Source organism: Candidatus Binatia bacterium, assembly GCA_036563615.1.
In the GTDB taxonomy this organism is placed as follows: Bacteria; Desulfobacterota; Binatia; order UBA12015; family UBA12015; genus DATCMB01.
The window spans coordinates 112,561-133,691 of record DATCMB010000016.1 but is presented as its reverse complement, the minus strand read 5'-3'; the positions used below and the strand labels follow the sequence as shown (position 1 = coordinate 133,691).

Genomic DNA, 21,131 nt, shown 5'->3' with positions numbered 1-21,131 from the left:
CCGCCGGCGCGTGTCTCAGCAGTGCATGCGCGCCATCGCGGGCGCGCGGGCGATCACCTCCGCCTCGTGGCGCGCGAGCTCGCGCAGGCGCGCGCGCACCTCGGCGCTCGGCGCGAGCGAGGTCGCGAGGTCGACGTAGCACTGGTGGTGGCGCGCCTCGCTCGCGAGCAGTCCCGAGTACAGCTCGCGCAGCGCGGGGTCGTCGAGCGCGCCCGCGAGCAGCTTCATGCGCTCGCAGCTCCGTGCCTCGATGAGCGACAGGCAGAGCAGCGTGTCGACCGCGCGCGCCGGCTCCTCGGGACGCAGCGCGCGCATCAGCTCGCTCGCGTACGGGCTCGGGATCTGCCGCTCGAGGCGACGTCCGCGCGCCTCGATGTGTCCGAGCACCAGCGTGAAGTGCGCGAGCTCCTCGCGGGCGAGGTCTGCCAGCGGTCGCAGCAGGCTCGCGTGCTCGGGGTAGCGGAACAGCAGGCTGACCGCCGTCGAGGCGGCCTTCTTCTCACAGTGCGCGTGGTCGAGCAGGACCTCGTCGATGTTGGCGAGCGTGCGCTCGAGCCAGCGCGGGTCGGTGTCCGATGCGAGATTCAACATCGTCCGTGAGGAAACGACGACGACCGGACGACAGCACGCTGCCGCCCGGTCGTCGCGCGGTGGTTTTGAAACTCGTTACTGCGCCTTCGCGCCGGGCGCCTTGCTGGCGCCGCCGGCCGCAGGCGGCGGTGCGGCCTCGATGTCGAGCAGCTCGACGTCGAACACGAGGGTCGCGCCCGGCTTGATCTTGGGCGGCGCGCCACGGTCGCCGTAAGCGGTGTCGGACGGGCAGATCAGCTTCGCCTTGCCGCCGACCTTCATCTTCTGCACGCCCTCGGTCCAGCACGGGATGACGCCGTTCAGCGGGAACGTCACCGGCTCGCCGCGCTCGACCGAGCTGTCGAACACCGTGCCGTCGGTGAGCGTGCCGTGGTAGTGCACCTTGACGCGGTCGGTGGCCTTCGGCGACTCGCCCGTGCCGGCCTTGGTCTCGGTGTAGATCACGCCCGAGGGGAGCTTCTGCGCGCCCTTCTCCTTGGCGGCGTTCTCGAGGAAGCCCTTGCTCGCGTCCTTCTCCTTCTGCGCGGTCGCCGTCGCGCGCGCCTGCGCGAAGGACTGGATCTTCGGGCCGTAGGTGTTCATGTCGACCTTCGGCTCCTGGCCCGTGACGCCGTCCTGCAGCCCGGCCTCGACGATCTTCAGCTCGTCGGGCGTCAAGTTGAAGGATGCGAGATTGCGCGACAGCGCGATGCCGAGCGCATAGAGCGTCTTCTGGTCGTCCGTTGCGAGCGTCTGCGCGCCCGCCGCGCCGACGGTGAAGACCGCCAGGAGCGCAGCGGCCCCGGCCGAGATCAGCTTACGCATACATCGTCCTTTCCCGGTCTTCGCCGGGCACCTGCCTCGGAGAGACCCAAACATGGCCGGTCGCGACACGCGCCGTCCGTCCGCCCCGAGCTCGATCGGTTCGCACCGGCGGCGTCGGGGCAGCGCCGACCGGAGCACGCGAGGATCACATACGGGTCGCCTCGGCCGCAAACGGGACGTCGCGTCACGGCGAGCGCTCGCGCACGGCATCGTCAGCGGCCGGTGAACCGCGGCGGTCGCTTCTCGCGCAGCGCCGCCAGCGCCTCGCGGTGGTCCTCGCTGCGGAAGGTCACGAGCTCGAGCGCGGTCGAGGTGTCGAAGGCGACGTTGAGCGCGTCCTTCAGAAGCTTGTTCACCGCGAGCTTGGTGTAGCGTACCGCGAGCGGCGCGCCGGCCGCGAGGCGGTGCGCGAACTCGAGCGCGCGCTGCTGCAGCTCCTCGGCCGGCACGACGAAGTTGACGAGCCCGATGCGCTCCGCCTCTGCGGCTGGAACCGCGTCGCCGGTCAGCAGGTACTGCTTCGCGCGCGCCGGACCGAGCGCGAGCGGCCAGATCGCGACGCCGCCGTCGCCGGCGACGATGCCGACGCGCACGTGCGGATCCGCGAAGGTCGCGCTCTCGGCGGCGAAGATCACGTCGCAGAGCAGCGCGATCGACGCGCCGAGGCCGATCGCCGGCCCGTTCACCGCGGCGACGATCGGCAGCTCGACGTCGAGCAGGTCCCAGATCATCTGCTTGCCGTCGCGCCGCACCGCCTCGAGCGTCGCCGGATCCTGGAACTTCGGAAACCAGGCGAAGTCGCCGCCCGCGGAGAACGCGCGTCCCTCGCCGGTCAGCAGCACGGCGCGCGCGCGGCTCTCGCGACGCAGCACGCGGAACAGCGTCGCGAGCTCCTCGTGCAGCTGCTCGTCGACGGCGTTCAGCGGGTTGCGCGGGTTGGCGATCGTGACGCGCAGCACGTCGCCGATGCGCTCGGTCTTCAGCGAGGTGAAGGTCGGCAGAGCGTCGCTCACAGCATCTCCGTGTCGGCAGGGAGGCCCAGCAGCACGCGGCCCGCGAGCTCGTAGGTCGGCGGCGCGACCAGGATGTGCTGGGTCACGACGTGGACGTCGCGGAAGCGGCGCTGCAGCGCGCTCGAGGAGTAGATCGACGTGACGCCGCCGGCCTCGTACATCGCGTCGACCACGCGCGCGACCTCCTCGATCGCGTCGACCATCGTGCGGGGCTCGACCTCGAGCCCGCCGAGCTCGCGCGGCACCAGCATGCGGAAGAGGCCGGCGCGCGCCATCTCGCGGATCAGGGGCTCGGGGACGCGACGCTCGCGCTCGATCGTCTCCGCCGCCGCCGCGATCTCGCCGGCGAGCGCGCGGGCGGCGTCGAGCGGGGAGGCGTGCGGCGCGCCGCGCGGCATCCGGCGATTCTACCGCGGTCGAGAGGCAAGGGAACCGCCGCGCGGGCGGTCGCTCTCACGCGTCCGTCACGCGGACGTCATTCGGACGCCGTCGCGCCGCCGAGCCAGCGGTAGAACAGTCCGGCGAGCACGGCGCCGAGGATCGGCGCCAGCCAGAACAGCCACAGCTGCTCGAGCGCCCAGCCGCCGACGAACACCGCGGGGCCCGTGCTGCGCGCGGGGTTCACCGAGGTGTTGGTCACCGGGATGCTGACCAGGTGGATCAGCGTCAGCGACAGGCCGATCGGCAGGCCCGCGAAGCCGACCGGGACGCGCGCGTCGGTGGAGCCGAGGATGACGAGCAGGAAGAAGAACGTCATCACCACCTCGCACACCAGCGCCGCGAGCAGCGAGTAGCCACCGGGCGAGTGCTCGCCGTAGCCGTTCGCGGCGAAGCCGCCGAGCACGAAGTCCGGCTTGCCGCTCGCGATCACGTAGAGCACGGCCGCGCCCAGGATGCCGCCGATCACCTGCGCGACGATGTACGGTGCGAGCTCGCTCGCCGAGAAGCGTCCGCCGGCTGCGAGACCGACCGACACCGCCGGGTTGATGTGGCAGCCCGAGACGTGCCCGATCGCGTACGCCATCGTCAGCAGCGTCAAGCCAAAAGCCAGCGACACCCCGACCAAGCCGATCCCGACCTCCGGGAACGTGGCGGCGAGCACGGCGCTGCCGCAGCCGCCGAACGTCAGCCAGAACGTGCCGAGCAGCTCCGCCGCGAACCGATTCGCCATCGGCGCCATGGTCCAGCCCTCCTTCCGGCGACGAGGCCGGATGCCGGCACATGCGCGCCGTTGCGAGGCTAGGTCAAGACAGCCTTTCGATGACGGCGGCGGTGAACGCCTTGGTGCCGAGGCTGCCGCCGATGTCGCGCGTCTTCTGACCGTCGGCGAGCGCGCGGTCGTAGGCGGCCTTGATGCGCAGCGCCGCCTGACGGCAGGCCTGGTCGCCGGTCGACTCGGCGAGGTGGTTCAGCATCATCACCGCCGACATCAGCAGCGCGAGCGGGTTCGCCAGGTCTTTGCCTGCGATGTCGGGCGCCGAGCCGTGCACCGCCTCGAACACCGCCATCTGGTCGCCCATGTTCGCACCCGGGACGACGCCGAGCCCACCGACCAGTCCGGCGCACAGGTCGCTCACCACGTCGCCGTAGAGATTCTCCATCAGCAGGATGTCGAAGCGGCTCGGGTCCTGCACGAGCTTCATGCAGCCGGCGTCGATGATCATCGCGTCGAACGCGATGTCCTGGTAGCGCTCGTGCTCCTCGCGCGCGCAGCGCAGGAACAGACCGTCGGTGAGCTTCATGATGTTCGCCTTGTGGAACACCGTGACCTTCTTGCGCTCGCGCCGACGCGCGTACTCGAAGGCGTAGCGGGCGATCCGCCGGCACGCGGCCTCGGTCGCGACCTTGAGGCTCGTCACGACGCCCGGCGTGACCTCGTTCTCGACGCCGCTGTAGAGCCCTTCGGTGTTCTCGCGGATCACCACCATGTCGACGTGGTCGTAGCGGCTCGCGACGCCTGCGAGCGTGCGCACCGGCCGGACCGCGGCGTAGAGGTCGAGCGTCTTTCGTAGCTTGACGTTGACCGAGGTGAAGCCGCCGCCGACCGGCGTCGTGCACGGACCCTTGAGCGCGACGCCGTGCTGGCGGATCGCCTCGAGCGTGCTCGCCGGGAGCACGTCGTCGCCGTCCTCGAGCGCGGCGAGACCCGCCTTGCGCTCGACCCACGCGACCGGCGCGCGCGCAGCGGCGAGGATGTCCTGGACGGCGGCCGAGACCTCGGGGCCGATGCCGTCGCCGGGAATGAGGACGACGTGATGCTGGCTCATGCCGCGAGAATAGCGGAGCGCGGGCGCTGGAACGAAGGGGCTCGCGTCAAGATCATGCGGGTCCGGGGCCGAGCTCCACGCGGATGACGTCGGCGAGGTCGAGGAGCGCCTGGCGGCCGTCGCCCTCGAACGACGAGCCGTGCATCACCCCGAGCGATCGCGGCGACAAGTCGGCGAGCTGGCGCAGCGTCGCGTCGGTCGACGCGGTGTACGGCATGTCGTGCGCGAGCGGACCCTGCGCGCCCTCGCGGATCGAGTCCCGCGCCCGCGACACGACGTCGCCGCGGGTCAGCGGCTCGGGGTCGCCGGGATGAAAGAAGAGGTCCGAGCACAAGAGCACGCCCTCGGTCTCCTCGAAGTAGAGCCCCGCATCCCAGCCGTGCGGCAGGTGCGGCGTGGCGAGGTAGCGCAGCCGGTGCGAGCCGGTGCTGAGCACCTCGCCGTCGGCGAGCACGCGCGCCGGACGGTCGGCGAAGTCGCTCAGCATGACGGTCGCGCCGACGAAGCCCGCGACCGGCTCGGCGCGCGGCGCGAGCGCGAGCCACTCGTTCAGCGCGCCGCACTCGTCGGGCTCGAAGTGGCTGAAGCCGATCCAGCGCAGCGACGCCGGATCGAGGACGCGCGCCACCGCGCTCCGCGTGACGTCGAACATGCGGCGCATGCCGGTGTGCATCAGGAACGGCTCGTCGCCGGCGACCAGGAACTGGTTGAACTGGATGCCGAAGCCGCGGTGGAAGGCCGAGATGCGGTACACGCCGCGCGCGATCTCGGTGACGGTGCTGTCCACGACGCACCTCCTTTCGCGGCCACTGTGACGCGCCGCGCAGCTGAGACAACTCCCGCGCGGCGACGCTCGTCGATCGCGCCGGCTGCGTCGGTGCGGCGCCGGTGCTTGATCGGGCCGCGGCGATGCAGGAAGGGTGCCGCGATGAGCACGGTCACGCGATCGGAGCAGGGCTGGCTGCTGCACCATCCGCCGGCCGCGCTCGAGCGACGCTGGCTCGGCTCCGGGCTCTGGCTCGACACGACGCTCGGCGCCTTCGTCGACGAGCGCCTGCGCGCGAACGCGGCGCTCGAGTTGCGGATCTGGTCGAAGACCCATCCGTACCGCGGCACGATCGGCGAGGTGCGCGAGCTCGCGCGTCGCGTCGCGGGCGGGCTCCGCGCCTGCGGCGTCGAGCCCGACGACGTGGTCGCCTTCCAGCTCCCGAACTGGGTGGAAGCGGCCGCGGTGTTCTGGGGCACGAGCATGCTCGGCGCGGTGCTGGTGCCGATCGTGCACTTCTACGGCCCGAAGGAGGTGCGCTACATCCTGCGCCACACGCGCGCCAAGGTGCTGGTGACCGCGGCGCGCTTCCGGCAGAGCGACTACCTCGCGGCGCTGCGCAGCTTCCGCGAGGAGCTACCGGACCTCGAGACCGTGGTCGTGGTCGGCGGCGAAGCACCACCCGGCACGACGTCGTTCGCGCACTTGCTTGACGCGGAGCCGCTCGCCGCGCCGACGCGCGTCCCGCCGCGGACGCCGGCCGTGGTCGGCTTCACCTCGGGCACGACGTCCGACCCGAAGGGCGTCATCCACACGCACCACACGATCGTCGCCGAGACGCGCCAGCTCGCCGACATGCAGTCCGAGCGCGCGCTGCCGCAGCTCGTCGGCGCGCCGGTCGGCCACGCGATCGGCATGCTGTCCGGGCTGCTCGTGCCGCTCTGCCAGAACAAGCCGATCCACCTGATCGACGTGTGGGACGTGCCGACGATCCTCGACGCGATGGTCGAGGCCGACGTGAGCTGCGGCAGCGGCGCGACCTACTTCCTGACGAGCCTGCTCGACGCGCCGGGCTTCGGACCCGAGCACCTGCGGCGCATGTCCATGATCGGTCTCGGCGGCGCGCCGGTGCCGGCGGCGGTCGCCGACCGCGCGGACGCGCTCGGGATCTCGATCGTGCGCTCCTACGGCTCGACCGAGCACCCGTCGACCACCGGCGCGAAGCACGAGGAGCCCGCCGTCAAGCGCAAGTACACGGACGGCCGCGCGCTGCCGGGCGTCGAGCTGCGCCTGGTCGACGAGGAGGGACGCGAGGTGCCGCGCGGGCAGCCCGGCGAGATCCAGAGCCGCGGTCCCGACCGCTTCGTCGGCTACACCGATCCGTCGCTGACCGCGGGCGTGCTCGACGAGGAGGGCTGGTACGCGACCGGCGACGTCGGCATCCTCGATGCCGACGGATACTTGACGATCACCGACCGGAAGAAGGACATCATCATCCGCGGTGGTGAGAACATCAGCGCGGCCGAGGTCGAGGAGCTGCTGATGCGCATGCCGGGGGTCGCGGAGGTCGCGGTGGTCGCGGCCCCCGACGCGCGCCTCGGCGAGCACGCCTGCGCCTGCCTGCGCATGCAGCCCGGGCAGCCGGCCCCCGACCTCGCCGCGGTGCAGCGCCACCTCGCCGCCGCCGGCATCGCGAAGCAGAAGTGGCCCGAGGAGATCCTGGCGTTCGACGACTTCCCGCGCACGCCGTCGGGCAAGATCAAGAAATTCGTGCTGCGCGCCGAGCTGCGCGAGCGCGCCACGCGAAGCTGACACGCAGTCGCGCCATGCCGACCTGGCTGCGCTACGTGCTGCTCCAGCTCCCCGGCGCGCTCCTCGCAGCGGTCGTGCTGCTGCTGTTCTGGGACGAGACCGGGCTGCCGGGCTGGATCGGCGTCGTGGTCTTCGTGCTCTGGGTCGCGAAGGACGCGGTGCTCTACCCGTTTCTGCGCCGCGCCTACGAGCCGCCGTCGCCGAGCGGCGGCGAGCGCCTGGTCGGGCGGCGCGGCGTCGCGCGCGAGGAGCTGCGTCCGTACGGGCAGGTGCAGGTCAACGGCGAGCTCTGGCGGGCGCGCGCGGCGGACGGCAGCGGAAAGCCGATCCCGGCCGGCGCCGAGGTCGTGGTGCGCGGCGCGGAGCGCTTGACGCTGATCGTCGAGCGCGCGCCGTCCTGACGGGCGGCGTCCGAGCGCCTGTCCGTGCGCCAGCCCGAGCTCGGCCGGAGCCTGCGGCGCGCCCGAGCCGTTCGAGCAGAAAATCCGCCCGCTCGCGCTCGAAGGGGCTCGAACGAGCTCGTGCGTCCGGCCTAGAAACGGCCATGACCGGCGCTCGGCGGTGGCGCAGCGGGATCGCGAGCGGCGCGCTCGCGCTGCTCGCCGCGGCCTGCAGCGACGCGCCGGGCACGGGCGGCGCCGCCGTCGCCCGCTACCAGTCGACGCGGCTGTGCGCGCTGGTCCCGGCGCGGCACCTCGCCGACGCCGTCTTCCCACCGACGCCGCCGGTCGAGGTCTTCGGCACCGACCTCGGCTGGACCTACGAGATCGCGGGCGGACGCGTCCCCATCCTGTTCGGCGACAGCTGGCAGCGGATCGACGTCTGCCCGATCCAGCTCAACGACGACTCGCTCGGCGAGCTGCACCTGCCCGCGAGCGACTGGCCCGGCTTCACCGCGACGCAGTCGATCTCCGACGAGCAGTGTCTCGACATCACCTGGGTCGTCGACGACGCCGGCACGTCGTTCGCGCCCATCGTGCTGCACCGCTGGGACGGCGTGCCGGTGCCGCTCGGGCCGCTCAACACGCCGGTGGTCGGCTTCTGGGACGGCGAGCGCGAGTGGGCGATCTTCATCGTCGGCGGCGGTCAAGCATGCGCGGCGGCGGAGTCCGCGAGCGAAGCGCCGTGTCCGGCCGAGCTGTCGCCGCAGGCGGCCGACCTGAGCTGCGGCACGGTGATGGGCCAGCCGCGCTGCGTCGATCCGACGAGCACGCGTCGCGGCAACGGCGGCGAGGCGCTCTACCTGCACGTCGCCGAGCGCGTCGGTCCCGCGCAATACGTGTCGCGCGCGGTGTTCTTGACGAACAAGTACCTGAACCTCACCGCGCGTACCGTGCGCGCGTTCCATCCGGACGATCCGCGGCGCGACGACTATGCGGTCGGCACCGCGGCGCTGCTGATCTGGGGACGTCCGGGCTTCGACGACCTCGCGGGCGACGGCGAGCTCGCGCCGTACTTCGCCTGGCACCCGCTGCCCTTCGAGCGCGACGGCGAGCGCATCGTGTGGGCGCCGCGCTACCTCGCGGGGTTCGACGGCGACGTCCCGACCTACGCGCAGGACCAGCGCGCCGCCGTGCCGCTCTACGGCGGCGAATTCGAGCCCGTCAATCACGTCGCGGTGAGCTGGGTCGGGCCGCTCTCGCGGTGGCTCATGATCTACGGCGGCAGCACGACCGACTACGCCGACCCCGAGCGACGCTCGGGACGCGGGCAGAGCGTGCCGGGGGCGATCTACGCGCGCCACGCGCCGCGTCCGTGGGGTCCGTGGAGCGAGCCCGAGCCGATCTTCACCAACGAGGACGCAGCGCAGGACCTGGTCTGCGGCCACCAGGCGCCGGTCGGCTGCCTGCCGCAGCCGGAGCCGCCGATCCGTCCGCAATGCATCGAGGCGGTCGATCCGCGGTCGGGCGGCAGCCTGTACGGCGCGAACGTCATCGATCCGCTGACGCGCGCGGCGCCGGGCGACGAGCGCGCCGCCGACGTCTTCTGGAACTACTCGACGTGGCATCCGTACAGCGTCGTGCTGGTGCGCACGCGCATCGCGCTGGATTGACGCCCGCGCCCCGGCTGTCGCGGGCTCGCGCTGCACGGGCCGCCCGGGATGGTAAAACCCCGCGCCGATGACGAGCACCCGTCTCCTGACCGCCGTCTTCCTGGTCGGCATCGTCGCGCTCGTGGTGTGGCTCAGCACGCAGGTCGGCGCGGTCGAGTGCCACGTGTGCATCGAGTTCGGCGGACGGCGCAACTGCGCGACGGCCGCGGCGCCGACCGAGGAGGAGGCGGTGCAGAGCGCGCGCACCACCGCCTGCGGCACGATCTCCGGCGGCGTGCGCGACTCGATCGCCTGCGGCAACACGCCGCCGGTCGAGCGCTCCTGCAGGCCGCGCTGACGCGGAGCGCCCGTGACCGGAGCACGGCGCGCCGGCGCGCTCAGCCCGGCAGCCGCGCGAAGAAGTCGAGCAGCACCCGCGCCGTCGCCTCGGGCTGCTCGAGGTGCGGGTGGTGCGCGGCGTCCGGGATCGTCACGCGCGCGGCGCGCAGCACGCGCAGGCGCTCCGCGATCTCCGACTCGGACGCGCTGAGCATGCCGCGCTCGCCCTCGACGTAGAGCACCGGGCACGCGATGCGGCGCCAGAAGGCGCGCGCCTGCTCCTCGTAGAACGGCTGTGGCGAGCGCGTCTTGTGCAGCGGGTCGAACTTCCAGATGCGGAGCCCGTTCTCCGCAGGCCGCGTGCCGTGCAGCGCCATGTGGCGCGCGACGTCGTCGGGCAGCGGGAAGAAGCGCTGCAGGCGTGACGCGGCTTCCTCGAGCGGCAGCGGACGGCGCTCGGACGCCGCGGTCCGCTCGAGGTCCTCGATCCAGCCCGCGAAGCGCTCGGGGGCGACGTCGAAGGTCGCGCCCGGCGGACCGGTGCCCTCGATCACCACGAGCCCGCCGACGCGCTCGGGCTCGGTGCCGGCGTAGAGGATCGCCGCGTTGCCACCCATCGAGTGGCCGACGAGCGTGACCCGTCCGCCGAGCTGGCGCACGATCGCGGCCAGGTCCGCGACGTAGTCGGCGAAGTGGTAGTAGCCGCCGCGGCCGATCCACTCGGAGTCGCCGTGGCCGCGCATGTCGAGCGCGAGCACGCGCAGACCCGTCGCGGCGAGCAGCGGCGCCGTTCGGTCCCAGGCGTGCGCGTGCTCCTGGAACCCGTGCAGCAGCAGGACCGGACGCCCGCGGCCTCCACCGTCCCACTCGAGCAGGTGCAGGCGCAGGCGGTTCGCCTCGAGGAACAGATCGCGCGGCTGCGTCATGCGGGATCGGTCGCTACGTCGTCCGCCGAGCCGAGGCAAATCGCGCACCGGAAGCGGACGGGAAAGAGCGATTTGCCGCGGCACCCGAAATCCAGCATTCCCATCTTCATGTCGAACGCCGCACCCGCGAACGTCGGTCTCATCGGCCTCGCCGTGATGGGTCAGAATCTTGTCTTGAACATGGCCGACCACGGCTTCCGGGTCGCAGTGTACAACCGCACCGTCGAGACCATGCAGCGCTTCGTCGCCGAGCATCCCGACACCCCGGGCGGGATCGTCGGCTGCACGACGCTCGAGGAGCTGGTCGCGGCGCTCGAGCGGCCGCGCAAGATCGTGCTGCTGGTCAAGGCGGGACCCGCGGTCGACGCGATCGCCGAGCAGCTCGTGCCGCTGCTCGAGAAGGGCGACATCCTGATCGACGGCGGCAACTCGCTGTGGACCGACACCATCCGCCGCGAGCGCGAGCTCGCCGCGAAGGGGATCCGCTTCGTCGGCTCCGGCGTGTCGGGTGGCGAGGAGGGCGCGCGCTTCGGACCGTCGCTGATGCCGGGCGGCGCCTTCGAGGCGTGGCAGGAGATCGAGCCGATCTGGACCGCGATCGCCGCCAAGGTCGACGAGAAGACCGGCAAGCCGCTCACCGGCGCGGCGCCGGGCAAGCCGGTCACGGGCGGCGTGCCGTGCACCGCATACATCGGCCCCGACGGCGCCGGGCACTACGTCAAGATGGTGCACAACGGCATCGAGTACGGCGACATGCAGCTCATCGCCGAAGCGTACGCGCTGCTGCGCGGGCTGCTCGGCCTCGACCCCGAGGAGCTCGCCGACGTGTTCGCCGAGTGGAACGAGGGCGACCTCGACTCGTTCCTGATCGAGATCACCGCCGAGGTGCTCCGTCAGCGCGACCCGATGAAGCCCAGGCGCTTCCTGATCGACGCGATCCTCGACAGCGCGGGACAGAAGGGCACCGGCCGCTGGACCGCGACGCACGCGCTCGAGGCCGGCGTGCCGGCGACGACGATCACCGAGGCGGTGTTCGCGCGCGTCATGAGCTCGCTCAAGGACGAGCGGGTCGCGGCCAGCAAGACGCTGCGCGGTCCGAAGTTCGCGTACCGCGGCGGCAAGAAGGCGCTGATCGACGCCGTGCGCGACGCGCTCTACTGCTCGAAGATCTGCAGCTACGCGCAGGGCTTCGCGCTGATGCGCGCGGGCGAGCAGGAGTACGGCTGGAAGCTCGACCTCGGCCGCATCGCTTCGATCTGGCGCGGCGGCTGCATCATCCGCGCGCGCTTCCTGCAGAAGATCACCGAGGCGTACGCGCGCGACGAGGGGCTGGTCAATCTGCTGCTCGACCCGTTCTTCAAGCGCAAGGTGCAGGCCGGACAGGAGAGCTGGCGCAAGGTCGTGGCGCTCGCCGCGCAGGCCGGCATCCCGGCGCCGGGCTTCATGTCGGCGCTCGCGTACTACGACGGCTACCGCTCCGCGGTGCTGCCGGCGAACCTGATCCAGGCGCAGCGCGACTACTTCGGCGCCCACACCTACGAGCGCGTCGACGCCTCGCGCGGCAAGGCGTTCCACGTCGACTGGCCCGATCCGAAGCGTCCGCAGCTCGAGGTGTGACGAGGCGGCGTCGCTGGCCGCGGCGACCGGGGCTTGCAGCGCTTCCGGCGGCGCGGCTTCATGGAACGGCCTTCGATGTCCGGCCTCGAGCTGCTCTTCCCGATCCTCGCGTTCGCGACCCTGCTCGGCGTCCCGCTCTACGCGTGGCGCGTGCGCGGTCGCGCGTACGCGACGTTCGGGTTCATCCTTCTCGCGATCGCGCTACCCGGCGCGCTCGTCGTGCACGCGCGTCTGCGCGTGCTGCTCGGCGCGCAGCTCGCGCCGTGGCTCGACCTCGCGTTCGCGTACTGCATGGCCGCGGCGGCGGTGCACCTGGTCGCGCTCGTGCGGCCGCGCCTGCGCACGGCGCCGTTTCGCTACGGGGTCAGCATCCCCGGCATGACCTTCATCGCGGCGGGCGCGCTGTCCGGGCTCTGGCTGCTCGTGCTGCTGCCGGTGCGCGTGGTGCTGTGGCTGCTCGGGCTCGAGAGCGTGCTCCACGTCCTCGCCTGGTTCGACCTCTGGCCGATCGTGGTCGCGGCGGCGTCGGTCTTCACCTCGACCCGCCTCGTCGACGAGGTGGTGCGCGTCACGATCGCCGACGAAGGCCCCGACGAGGTGACGAGGCTGCCGGTGCAGCGCTACCGTGGCCGCCCGCCGCGACCGCTCGAGCGGCGTCCGCTGCGCATCGTGCAGATCGCGGATCCGCACCTCGGCCCGTGGCAGCCCGTCAAGAAGCTGCGTCGCCAGATCGACGCGCTGATCGACCGCGACCCCGACCTGGTGCTGCTCACCGGCGACTTCCTGACCATGGAGGGCGTCGGCACGCCGGGCGCGCTCGCGGAAGCGCTCGAGCCGCTGCAGCGCGCGCCCGGACGCTGCTTCGCGGTGTTCGGCAACCACGACCACGAGTCGCCCGAGGAGGTGGCGCGCGCGCTCGCCGCGAACGGCGTCCGCTTGTTGCTTGACGCGGAGGCGGTGGTCGAGACGCCGGTCGGTCCGGTGCAGATCATCGGCGCCGACTACCGCGGCAAGGGTCGACGCCAGCACCTGCAGGACGTCCTCGCGCGCCACCCGCGGCGCAACGGACACCTGCGGCTCCTGCTGCTGCACGACCCGAGCGCCTTCAAGCACGTGCCGAAGGGCGACGTCGATCTGACGCTGTCGGGGCACACGCACGGCGGACAGCTCGGACTGGTGAGCTTCGGGCTCGACTGGACGGTGCTGCGACGCACGCCGTTTCCCGACCACGGGCTCTTCGGCCACGGACCGAACCGGCTCTACGTCCACCGCGGGACCGGCTTCTACGGCTTCCCGCTGCGCATCGGCGTGCCGGGCGAGGCGTCGTGCCTCGAGGTCGTGGTGGCGGAAGAGCACCTGCGCGTGCAGGCCGCGGGCTGAAGCGCGCGCGCGCCTGAGGTGCACGAGCGCGCCTCCGCGCGCGGCGCCGTCCGCGAGCGCCGTCGTAGCACGCCGACGCTCGCGACCTCCCGACGTGCGGAGCAGCGCGTGTCAGCGCGCAGCGGCGCTCCGCGCCCCGCGCTCGCTGCCGAGCGTGCGCGCCTGCGGCGGACCCGCCTTCGCGATCAGCACGCCGTCGGCGTCGAGCTCGAGCGGACCGCCGACGATGCGGTCGCCCGGACGCCGCGCGCTCGCCATCAGCACGCGCCAGGTGGCGCCCGTCGGCAGCGCCGCCTGCCGCGGCTTGCTCTCGAAGTTGAGCAGCACGGCGACGCGCTCGCCCTCGTGCTCGCGCACGTAGCCGAGCACGCTCGAGCCCTGCGCGAGGCGGCGCAGCGTCCCGCGACGCAGCACCGGCTCCTCGCGCCGCAGCCGGATCAGGTTGCGGTACCAGTGCAGCAGCGAGCCCGGATCGGACTCGGCGCGCGCGACGTTGATCTCGGCGAACTCGGGGTGCACCGGCAGCCAGGGCTCGACGGTCGAGAAGCCGGCGTGCGGCTCCCCCGACCACTGCATCGGCGTGCGCGCCGGGTCGCGGCCGACGGGCAGCGGCCAGTACGCCTTGCCGAGCGGATCCTGCAGGCGCGAGCGCGGGATCTTGACGTCGAGCATGCCGATCTCCTCGCCGTAGTAGAGAAACGGCGTGCCGCGCAGCGTGAGCACGAGCGTCGCCGCGACGCGGCCGCGCGCCGCCCGATTCGACGCGCTCGCGTAGCGGGAGAGCACGCGACGCTGGTCGTGGTTGCCGAGCGTCCACGTCGGCCAGCAGGGCGGGGGTAGGGCGCTCTCCCAGGTGTCGATCGCGCGCCCCATCTCGGCAGCGCTCCAGCTGCAGAACAGCAGCGAGAAGTCGAACGCGAGGTGCAGACCCTCGCCGCCCGCGTAGTACGACGCCGACAGCTCGGGGTTGCCCGGCGGCTCGTTGTAGACCTCGCCGACCGTCATGCGCTCGGGCCAGCGGTCGACCACGGCGCGCAGCCAGCGCATCAGATCGATCGTCTCCGGACGGTTGCGATCGTAGATGTGCTTCTGGCGGTCGTACGGACGACGGCCGAGCAGCTTGACGGGGTTGTCGCGCAGCTGGTCGTCCTTCAGGAACCAGTTGACGACGTCGAGCCGGAAGCCGTCGACGCCCATGTCGAGCCAGTAGGCGATGATGTCCTCGGCCGCTTGCTTGACGCGCGGGTTGCGCCAGTTGAGGTCGGGCTGCTGCGGCAGGAACGAGTGCAGGTAGTACTGCTGCGTCGCCTCGTCCCACTCCCAGGCGGAGCCGCCGAAGGCGGCGAGCCAGTTGTTCGGCGGACCGCCGTTCTTGCCGTCGGCCCAGATGTACCAGTCGCGCTTGTCGCTGGTGCGCGACGAGCGCGACTCGACGAACCACGGGTGCAGGTGCGAGCTGTGGTTCAGGACGAGATCGAGCAGGATGCGGATGCCGCGCGCGTGCGCCTCGCGCAGCAGCAGGCGAAAGTCGTCGAGGGTGCCGAACTCCGGCGCGATGCCGCGGTAGTCGCTGACGTCGTAGCCGAAGTCGAACATCGGCGACGGATGGATCGGCGACAGCCAGATGCCGTCGACGCCGAGCTCCTTCAGGTAGTCGAGGCGCGAGACGATGCCGCGGAGGTCGCCAACGCCGTCGCCGTTCGAGTCGGCGAAGCTGCGCGGGTAGATCTGGTAGATCACGCCCTCCTGCCACCAGGGGCGGGCGTCGTCCGTGCGCTCCGGCATCGTCAAGTAGAAGAGAGCGCCGTGTAGCGGACGTGGGTCAGGGTCTCCGACACCTCCCACAGCCGCCGCGCGTCCTCGAGGTTGTGCGAGCGCGCGTTCGACGTCGTCCTCTTCGGGTAGCCCGTGTTCTCCATGAAGCCGTCGGGACCGATGTAGTCGCCGCCGCGGACGTCGGGATGGGTCGCCGCGTACAGCGTCGGCAGCGCGCCCATCGCGGCGCTCTGCGCGAACCAGCGGTTGCCGATGTCCATGATGCGCTGCCAGAAGCGCGAGCCCTCGAGGCGCGGACCGACCGCCTGCAGGTTGGTCGCGGAGTAGCCGGGATGGCAGGCGACGCTGATCGCGCGCGCGCCGCTGCGCTCGAGACGCCGCTGCAGCTCGTAGGCGAAGAGCAGGTTGGCGAGCTTCGACTGCGCGTACGCCGGCCACTTCGAGTAGCTTCGCTCACCCTGCAGGTCGTCGAAGTTCATGCGACCGATCTTGTGCGCCGTGCTCGACACCGTGACGACGCGTCCCGCCGGCGCCGCGAGCACCTTCTCGAGCAGCAGACCGGTGAGCGCGAAGTGGCCGAGGTGGTTCGTGCCGAACTGCATCTCGAAGCCGTCCGCCGTCTTGCGGTACGGGATCGCCATCACGCCGGCGTTGTTGATCAGGAGATCGAGCGGCCCGTCCTTCTTCGCGAACTCCTCCGCGAAGCGGTGCACGCAGTCGAGGCTCGAGAGGTCGAGCTGCATCGGCTCGAGCGACGCCGACGGCTGCAGGGCGCGGATCTGCGCGACCGCGTCGCGCGCCTTGACGAGGTCGCGGCAGGCGAGGACGACGTGCGCGCGCTTGCGCGCCAGCGCGCGCGCCGCCTCGAGGCCGATGCCGCTGTTGGCGCCGGTCACGATCGCGACCTTGCCGGACAGGTCGGGCATGTCGTCGGCGGTCCAGCGGTCGTGTGCCATGGGTCGGTCTCCTCAGCGCTCGTTGGGCAGCGAGTAGGTCATGGTCGCGTGCGCGACCATGTCGGGATCGCCGTCGGAGTACATCTCCACCTCGCCGACCGCGAGACGCTTGCCGAGCTTCAGCAAGCGCGCCTCGGCGATGACGTCCGCCGGGCGCGGGCGGCGCAGAAAGTTGATCGTCAAGCTGGTCGTCACCGCGAGCGGCACCGGACCGATCTCGGCGAGCACCGCGACGTACATCGCGGTGTCGGCGAGCGTCATCAGCGACGGCCCGGACACCGTGCCGCCCGGGCGCAGGTGCTTCTCGTGGAACGGCATGCGCACGCGCACGCCGCTCTCCTCGACCACCTCGATCCGGAAGCGGTGCTCGTCGACCTGCGGGAACTCGCGGTGCAGGAACGCGTCGAGCTCCTCGGCGGTCATGCGGCTCATGCGCGCCTCGGCCGCATCGCGATGCGGTAGGTGACGGTGCCGGACGCGATCGCTCGCCCCGAGCTGCGACCCGCGACCGTGACCGCGCTCACGTAGGTTCCGTCGCTCGCCCACGAGGTCTTCGCTTCCGCGAGCACGTCCTCGCCGCGCGTGCTGACGTCGAAGCAGAGGTGCATGCCGACGGTCGCGGCGCGTCCGTGCGGGTTGAAGCCGTCGATCGACCAGGCGGCGGCGCCGCCCGCGCAGTCGACCAGCGCCGCGAGCGCTCCCTCGTGCACCGTGCCGTCGTCGGCGAGGACGTCGTCCTGCAGCGGCAGGAGCGACACCGCGCGACCGCGTCCGAGCCGCACCGACGTCACACCGATCCGGGCGGTGAAGGGCGAGCCGCTCGGCCGCGCGGCGCGCAGCTGCTCGGGCGCGAGATCCTCGACCGCGCGTGTGCGCGCGGCGGCGTCGGAGCCTGGAGCGTCGGGGCGACCCGCCGGCGGACGTCCCGGCACGGGGCCCGCGCGGTGCGCGACCAGGCCGCGCGCGATCCGCTTGCCCGCCGCCGTCGCGACGTCGACCTCGACGAAGGTGATGTCGCGCCCGCGGCGCAGAAGCGTCGCGACCGCGGTCACGTCCTCGCGCACCGCCGGTGCGAGGTAGCTCACGGTGAAGTCGATGCTGCTCGCGCGCTCGTGGCGTCGCGGGTCGACGCCGTGCAGCGCGAGGGTCGCGGCCGCGACGTCGATCAGCGCCGCGACGACGCCGCCGTGCAGCGAGCCGTTCCGGTTCGCGTTCTCGTCGCGGTAGGGCAGCTCGAGGCGCGCGTGGCGCTCGTCGAGCTCGGCGACGTGCGCGCCGAGCGTGCGCAGGAAGGGCGCGTCGCTCGGCGCGGAGACGCTCTTGGGACTTCCGTGCGGCATGCCCCGGCCAAGGTCTCGGAGGGCGGTTCGACTGTCAACCGACGCGCGCTCGCGCCGACGCCGCTCGGACGCCGGCCGCAGACGCCGCGTCACCGACCTCCTTCACGCACAGCAGCCCGAACGCGAGCCTCGGCATCCGGTAGACGAGCGGTGCCGTCAGGTCCGCGACGCGCCGCCAGAGGAAGCCCGGTGACCATCGCGTCTCGCCGAACGCGCCGAGCACGAACCACAGCCCGTAGACGCCGCGCACGCGGTAGCCGCGCGACGTCATGTCGTCGACGGTGAAGCCCGAGCGGTGCTCCTGGTACGGGTTGTCCTCGGTCGCGGGCTGCGGCACGAAGCCGTTCGGCGTCAGGATGACGACGCGGCGGCGCGCGATGCGCTCGAGCGTCGCGAGCAGAGCGAGCGCCGTCTCGCGCTCGAGGTGCTCGATCACGTCGAGCGCGACCACGGCGTCGACGCTCTTCGGACGCACCAGATCGCCGATGCGCGCGAGGTCCGCGCGTACGAGCTGCTGATGCGTGCCGGCGCGCCGCGCGAGCGCCAGATCGGGCGCCGAGATGTCGAGCCCGATGCGCGTCCCGCGGTGCGCGATCGCCGCGAGCGGCGACGCACGCCCGCAGCCGACGTCGAGCACGCTCGCGCAGCCGTCGAGCGACGCCTCCAGAGCGCGGCGGAAGATCCGCTCGCGCAGCGGGATGAACAGCGCGCGCGCCAGGCGACGCTAAGCGGCTTTCGCCGGTGGAGCTTCGGCCGACTGCGGCAATGGCATCGCCGGACGCCGTCCGGTGAGCGCCTTCCACGCCATGCGCAGCGTGACCTTGATCCCCTCGACGCCGAGGTACGGGAACGTCAGCGGGATCAGGATCACGTACAGCAGCAGCGCGAGGCGCTTCATCCGCCGCTCGATGATCCAGCGGATCGCCGGCTTCAGGAAATCGGGCGAGCGCGCGTAGACGGGCGTGATCTTGGCGAGCGTCTCGGCGAGCTCCTTGTGCGGGTGCTTGAGGATCGACTCGTGGTGGTAGCCCGAGATCCCCTGGCGCACCTTCTCCTCGCCCTCGGCGTCGAGGTAGCCCATCTCGACCGCGTGGCGATAGAGCTTGGTCTTCGGGAACGGGTAGAAGATGTACGCCGAGGACTGCGTCGGCTTGATCTCGTCGACCATCCGCAGCGTCTTGAACATCTGCTCCGGCGTCTCGCCGGGCACGCCGTAGATGCACGACACCTGCAGCCCGATGCCGTGCTCCTTGATGAGCGCCGCCGACTTCTTGATCAGCTCGTCGGTCATCGGGCGCTCCATCAGGTGACGACGGATGTCGGGGTCACCCGAGTCGACGCCCATGAAGATCGTGTGGCAGTTCGCCGCCTTCATGGCGCGCAGGAGCTGCGGCCGGATCGTCGTCGGGTAGCCGAAGCAGTACCACGGCAGCCCGACCTCCTTGCGGTACACCTCGCAGAACTCCTCGACCCACTTCGGGTTGGTCGTGAAGTTGTCGTCGTGCACCGAGACGTACTTCGGGTCGTACTTCCGGAGGTTCTCCTTGAACTCCTCCATCACGTTCGCGATCGAGCGCTTGCGGAGGAAGTTCCCGGCGCCTTTGAAGATCTCGCGCTGGTAGTGGATGTTGCAGAACGTGCACTTGAACGGGCAGCCGCGGCCCGTGAAGATCTCGAGGTTGTCCTTGAAGCAGCCGTACTCGTACCAGAGCTGCTTCTCGGGGAAGGGGAACTTGTCGAGATCGTTCTCGAGCGGCCCCATCGGGTTGCGGAAGATGTGCCCGTCCTTCTTCACCCACATCGTCGGGACGGTGGTGTAGTCCTCGCCCTTCTCCATCCGCGTGACGAGTTCGAGCATCGCGAGCTCGCCTTCGCCGATGCAGACGATGTCGATGTTCGGGTTGGTGGTGAGGATCCAGTCGGGCAGCGCCTGCGGATGATGTCCGCCCATGACGATCGGCACGTCGGGCATCTTCCGCTTGAGCATCTCCGCCATCTTCGAGGCGAAGGGGTAGAGGTTCGTCAGGCACCCCATCGCGATCAGGTCGGGCTTGAAGGCGACGGCGCGCTCGAGGAGCTCCTCGTGCCGATTCATCCAGGCCAGGTGCGGGAACTTGACGAACAGGTTGTCGTCGAGCCCCGGGTCGAAGATCAGGTCCACCTGATGCCCGTGAGCCTTCAGCATCGACATCACGTAGCCGACGCCAAGGTTCTCGATGCCCCGATAATAGAAGAGGACGCGCATGGGGATGAGCCTAGTTAGCTTTCAAAAGCGTGTCGGAGTCAACACGTTATTGGCGCGAAAGGCCGCAATCGACGGCCTGTGCCACGCGCTCGATCGAAAACCGCTGCGCCGCTCGGCGGTGGGCGGGTTCTAGCGCGGGGGCTCGCCGATCTCCAGCGTCGGCGTTTTCGGCTGCGCCGGCGCGCGGGACGGCCTGCGCAGCAGGTGCTCGGCCACCTCGCGGGCCATGATCCGGTGGCCCGCGGCGTTCGGGTGCATGATGTCCATGAAGAGCTCGCCGCCCGTCGCCTCGAACGCCGGCCGCAGATCCAGGCAGTCGAGCTCGAGCTCGGCGCACACCTCGCGCAGCCGCTGCTGCGGCCCGAGGTCCGGGCTCGGGACGCCGACCTGGTCGCCGTCGGGGATGATCGCCACCACCAGATCGATGCCGCGCTCCCGGGCGAGATCGCGCAGCGCGCGCAGGGAGTCGAGCATCACCTGCCAGCGGCCGTCGTTCGGCTTGCGGTAGTACTGCTTGCGCAGCGCCGACACGTAGCGGTCGAACGGGTCGAAGCGCTCGGCGGTCGCCCCCGGCTGCGGCGTCGGCCCGACCGCGTCGCCGACCCACAGGCTGCCGCGCGTCGCGACGAGCCAGCGCACGAGCAGGTAGAACTCCGAGACGTTGGCCAGCGAGAAGCGCCGCACGCGCTGCGTCTGGTCGAGGGTCAGGATGCCGAGCGGCCCCATCACCGGCCCGAAGTCGTAGTCGTTCAGGTTGAAGAGCAGGACGACGACGTCGGGCCGCAGCGCGTCGATGCGCTTGCGCAGCCAGGCGAGCTGGTTCTGCGTGTTGTAGCCCTCGACGCCGCCGTTCAGCACCTCGTACGGCGCGCCGGAGCGCGCCTCGAGCTCGTGCTCGAGGCGCGCGCCGAAGGTGTCGTCCCACTCGAGGCGGAAGCCGAACGCCACCGAGTCGCCGAGGACGAGCACGCGCCGCGTCCCGGGCGCGCGCTCGCCGGACACCGACGGGCCGCGCATGCCGAGCTCGTTGACCGTGACGCGCACGCCGCGCGCGATCGTGTCGACGCCGGGGCGCAGCTCGTAGCCGAGGTCGGGCTCGTCCGTGGCGACGTAGAGCCTGCGCGGAAAGCCGTTCAGGCGGTCGACCAGGTTCAGCGACCGCGCGACCACCTCACCGGTGATCCAGATCACCGCGACCACGAGCGCGCCGCGGACCAGGCCACGCACGAGGCGGCGGGAGCGGCTCACGCGGCGACGCTAGCCAAGG

General features: G+C 71.6%; 21 protein-coding genes. 6 read left to right on the top strand and 15 right to left on the bottom strand.

All coding sequences use genetic code 11. The features are described 5' to 3' along the window. Positions 1–15 precede the first annotated feature (15 nt). From VIS07_13365 to VIS07_13335, 7 genes are all read right to left on the bottom strand, one after another. Complete coding sequence (locus tag VIS07_13365; protein HEY8516494.1) at positions 16–591, bottom strand: tRNA-(ms[2]io[6]A)-hydroxylase; 576 nt, start codon at positions 589–591, stop codon at positions 16–18. A gap of 75 nt (positions 592–666) precedes the next feature. Beyond that, entirely contained in the window at positions 667–1,395 is a 729-nt protein-coding gene (locus VIS07_13360) for an FKBP-type peptidyl-prolyl cis-trans isomerase (protein ID HEY8516493.1), read from the bottom strand. A gap of 212 nt (positions 1,396–1,607) precedes the next feature. Next, positions 1,608–2,408 carry an enoyl-CoA hydratase-related protein gene (locus VIS07_13355; GenBank protein ID HEY8516492.1) on the bottom strand — a complete coding sequence of 267 codons (801 nt, stop codon included), beginning with the start codon at positions 2,406–2,408 and terminating at the stop codon, positions 1,608–1,610. After that, entirely contained in the window at positions 2,405–2,806 is a 402-nt protein-coding gene (locus VIS07_13350) for an acyl-CoA dehydrogenase family protein (protein ID HEY8516491.1), read from the bottom strand. The genes VIS07_13355 and VIS07_13350 overlap by 4 nt, the downstream gene beginning before the upstream one ends. 77 nt (positions 2,807–2,883) lie before the next feature. Then, a complete protein-coding gene (gene aqpZ / locus VIS07_13345) occupies positions 2,884–3,588 on the bottom strand; it encodes an aquaporin Z (protein ID HEY8516490.1) in 705 nt (234 codons plus the stop codon). Between the two features lie 64 nt (positions 3,589–3,652). Beyond that, positions 3,653–4,675 carry an isocitrate/isopropylmalate family dehydrogenase gene (locus VIS07_13340; protein ID HEY8516489.1) on the bottom strand — a complete coding sequence of 341 codons (1,023 nt, stop codon included), beginning with the start codon at positions 4,673–4,675 and terminating at the stop codon, positions 3,653–3,655. Positions 4,676–4,727: 52 nt separating this feature from the next. Then, positions 4,728–5,462, bottom strand: coding sequence for an MBL fold metallo-hydrolase (locus VIS07_13335; protein HEY8516488.1), 735 nt, complete (start codon positions 5,460–5,462; stop codon positions 4,728–4,730). Between the two features lie 141 nt (positions 5,463–5,603). Between VIS07_13335 and VIS07_13330 the strand changes: the two genes are divergently transcribed. From VIS07_13330 to VIS07_13315, 4 genes are all read left to right on the top strand, one after another. Then, positions 5,604–7,253 carry an AMP-binding protein gene (locus VIS07_13330; protein HEY8516487.1) on the top strand — a complete coding sequence of 550 codons (1,650 nt, stop codon included), beginning with the start codon at positions 5,604–5,606 and terminating at the stop codon, positions 7,251–7,253. A 14-nt stretch (positions 7,254–7,267) separates the two neighbouring features. After that, positions 7,268–7,654 (top strand): NfeD family protein, encoded by a 387-nt coding sequence (locus VIS07_13325; GenBank protein HEY8516486.1) that lies wholly within the window; start codon positions 7,268–7,270, stop codon positions 7,652–7,654. A gap of 143 nt (positions 7,655–7,797) precedes the next feature. Beyond that, positions 7,798–9,306, top strand: coding sequence for a hypothetical protein (locus VIS07_13320; protein HEY8516485.1), 1,509 nt, complete (start codon positions 7,798–7,800; stop codon positions 9,304–9,306). Between the two features lie 67 nt (positions 9,307–9,373). Beyond that, entirely contained in the window at positions 9,374–9,643 is a 270-nt protein-coding gene (locus VIS07_13315) for a hypothetical protein (GenBank protein ID HEY8516484.1), read from the top strand. Between the two features lie 40 nt (positions 9,644–9,683). On the opposite strand, the gene VIS07_13310 is transcribed toward VIS07_13315, so the two are convergent. Further along, positions 9,684–10,550 carry an alpha/beta hydrolase gene (locus tag VIS07_13310; protein ID HEY8516483.1) on the bottom strand — a complete coding sequence of 289 codons (867 nt, stop codon included), beginning with the start codon at positions 10,548–10,550 and terminating at the stop codon, positions 9,684–9,686. A gap of 108 nt (positions 10,551–10,658) precedes the next feature. On the opposite strand from VIS07_13310, the gene gndA reads away from it, so the two are divergent. Both gndA and VIS07_13300 read left to right on the top strand, forming a co-directional pair. Then, positions 10,659–12,167, top strand: coding sequence for an NADP-dependent phosphogluconate dehydrogenase (gene gndA, locus VIS07_13305; GenBank protein HEY8516482.1), 1,509 nt, complete (start codon positions 10,659–10,661; stop codon positions 12,165–12,167). 75 nt (positions 12,168–12,242) lie between these two features. After that, positions 12,243–13,547, top strand: a complete 1,305-nt coding sequence (locus VIS07_13300; GenBank protein HEY8516481.1) for a metallophosphoesterase — start codon at positions 12,243–12,245, stop codon at positions 13,545–13,547. Between the two features lie 111 nt (positions 13,548–13,658). Here VIS07_13300 and VIS07_13295 read toward each other — a convergent pair whose 3' ends face one another. The 7 genes from VIS07_13295 to VIS07_13265 all read right to left on the bottom strand — a co-directional run bounded on the left by VIS07_13295 (position 13,659) and on the right by VIS07_13265 (position 21,112). Further along, positions 13,659–15,332 (bottom strand): alpha-glucosidase, encoded by a 1,674-nt coding sequence (locus VIS07_13295; GenBank protein ID HEY8516480.1) that lies wholly within the window; start codon positions 15,330–15,332, stop codon positions 13,659–13,661. Between the two features lie 2 nt (positions 15,333–15,334). Then, on the bottom strand, positions 15,335–16,279 hold the full coding sequence (locus VIS07_13290; GenBank protein HEY8516479.1) for an oxidoreductase: 945 nt from the start codon (positions 16,277–16,279) through the stop codon (positions 15,335–15,337). Positions 16,280–16,291: 12 nt separating this feature from the next. After that, complete coding sequence (locus tag VIS07_13285; GenBank protein ID HEY8516478.1) at positions 16,292–16,711, bottom strand: PaaI family thioesterase; 420 nt, start codon at positions 16,709–16,711, stop codon at positions 16,292–16,294. Continuing rightward, on the bottom strand, positions 16,708–17,619 hold the full coding sequence (locus tag VIS07_13280; protein HEY8516477.1) for a hotdog fold thioesterase: 912 nt from the start codon (positions 17,617–17,619) through the stop codon (positions 16,708–16,710). Before VIS07_13280 ends, VIS07_13285 begins: the two co-directional genes overlap by 4 nt. A gap of 34 nt (positions 17,620–17,653) precedes the next feature. Then, positions 17,654–18,256 carry a class I SAM-dependent methyltransferase gene (locus VIS07_13275; GenBank protein ID HEY8516476.1) on the bottom strand — a complete coding sequence of 201 codons (603 nt, stop codon included), beginning with the start codon at positions 18,254–18,256 and terminating at the stop codon, positions 17,654–17,656. Positions 18,257–18,343: 87 nt separating this feature from the next. Further along, positions 18,344–19,864 (bottom strand): radical SAM protein, encoded by a 1,521-nt coding sequence (locus VIS07_13270; GenBank protein HEY8516475.1) that lies wholly within the window; start codon positions 19,862–19,864, stop codon positions 18,344–18,346. Between the two features lie 129 nt (positions 19,865–19,993). After that, positions 19,994–21,112 (bottom strand): SGNH/GDSL hydrolase family protein, encoded by a 1,119-nt coding sequence (locus tag VIS07_13265; protein HEY8516474.1) that lies wholly within the window; start codon positions 21,110–21,112, stop codon positions 19,994–19,996. Between the last annotated feature and the right edge of the window lie 19 nt (positions 21,113–21,131).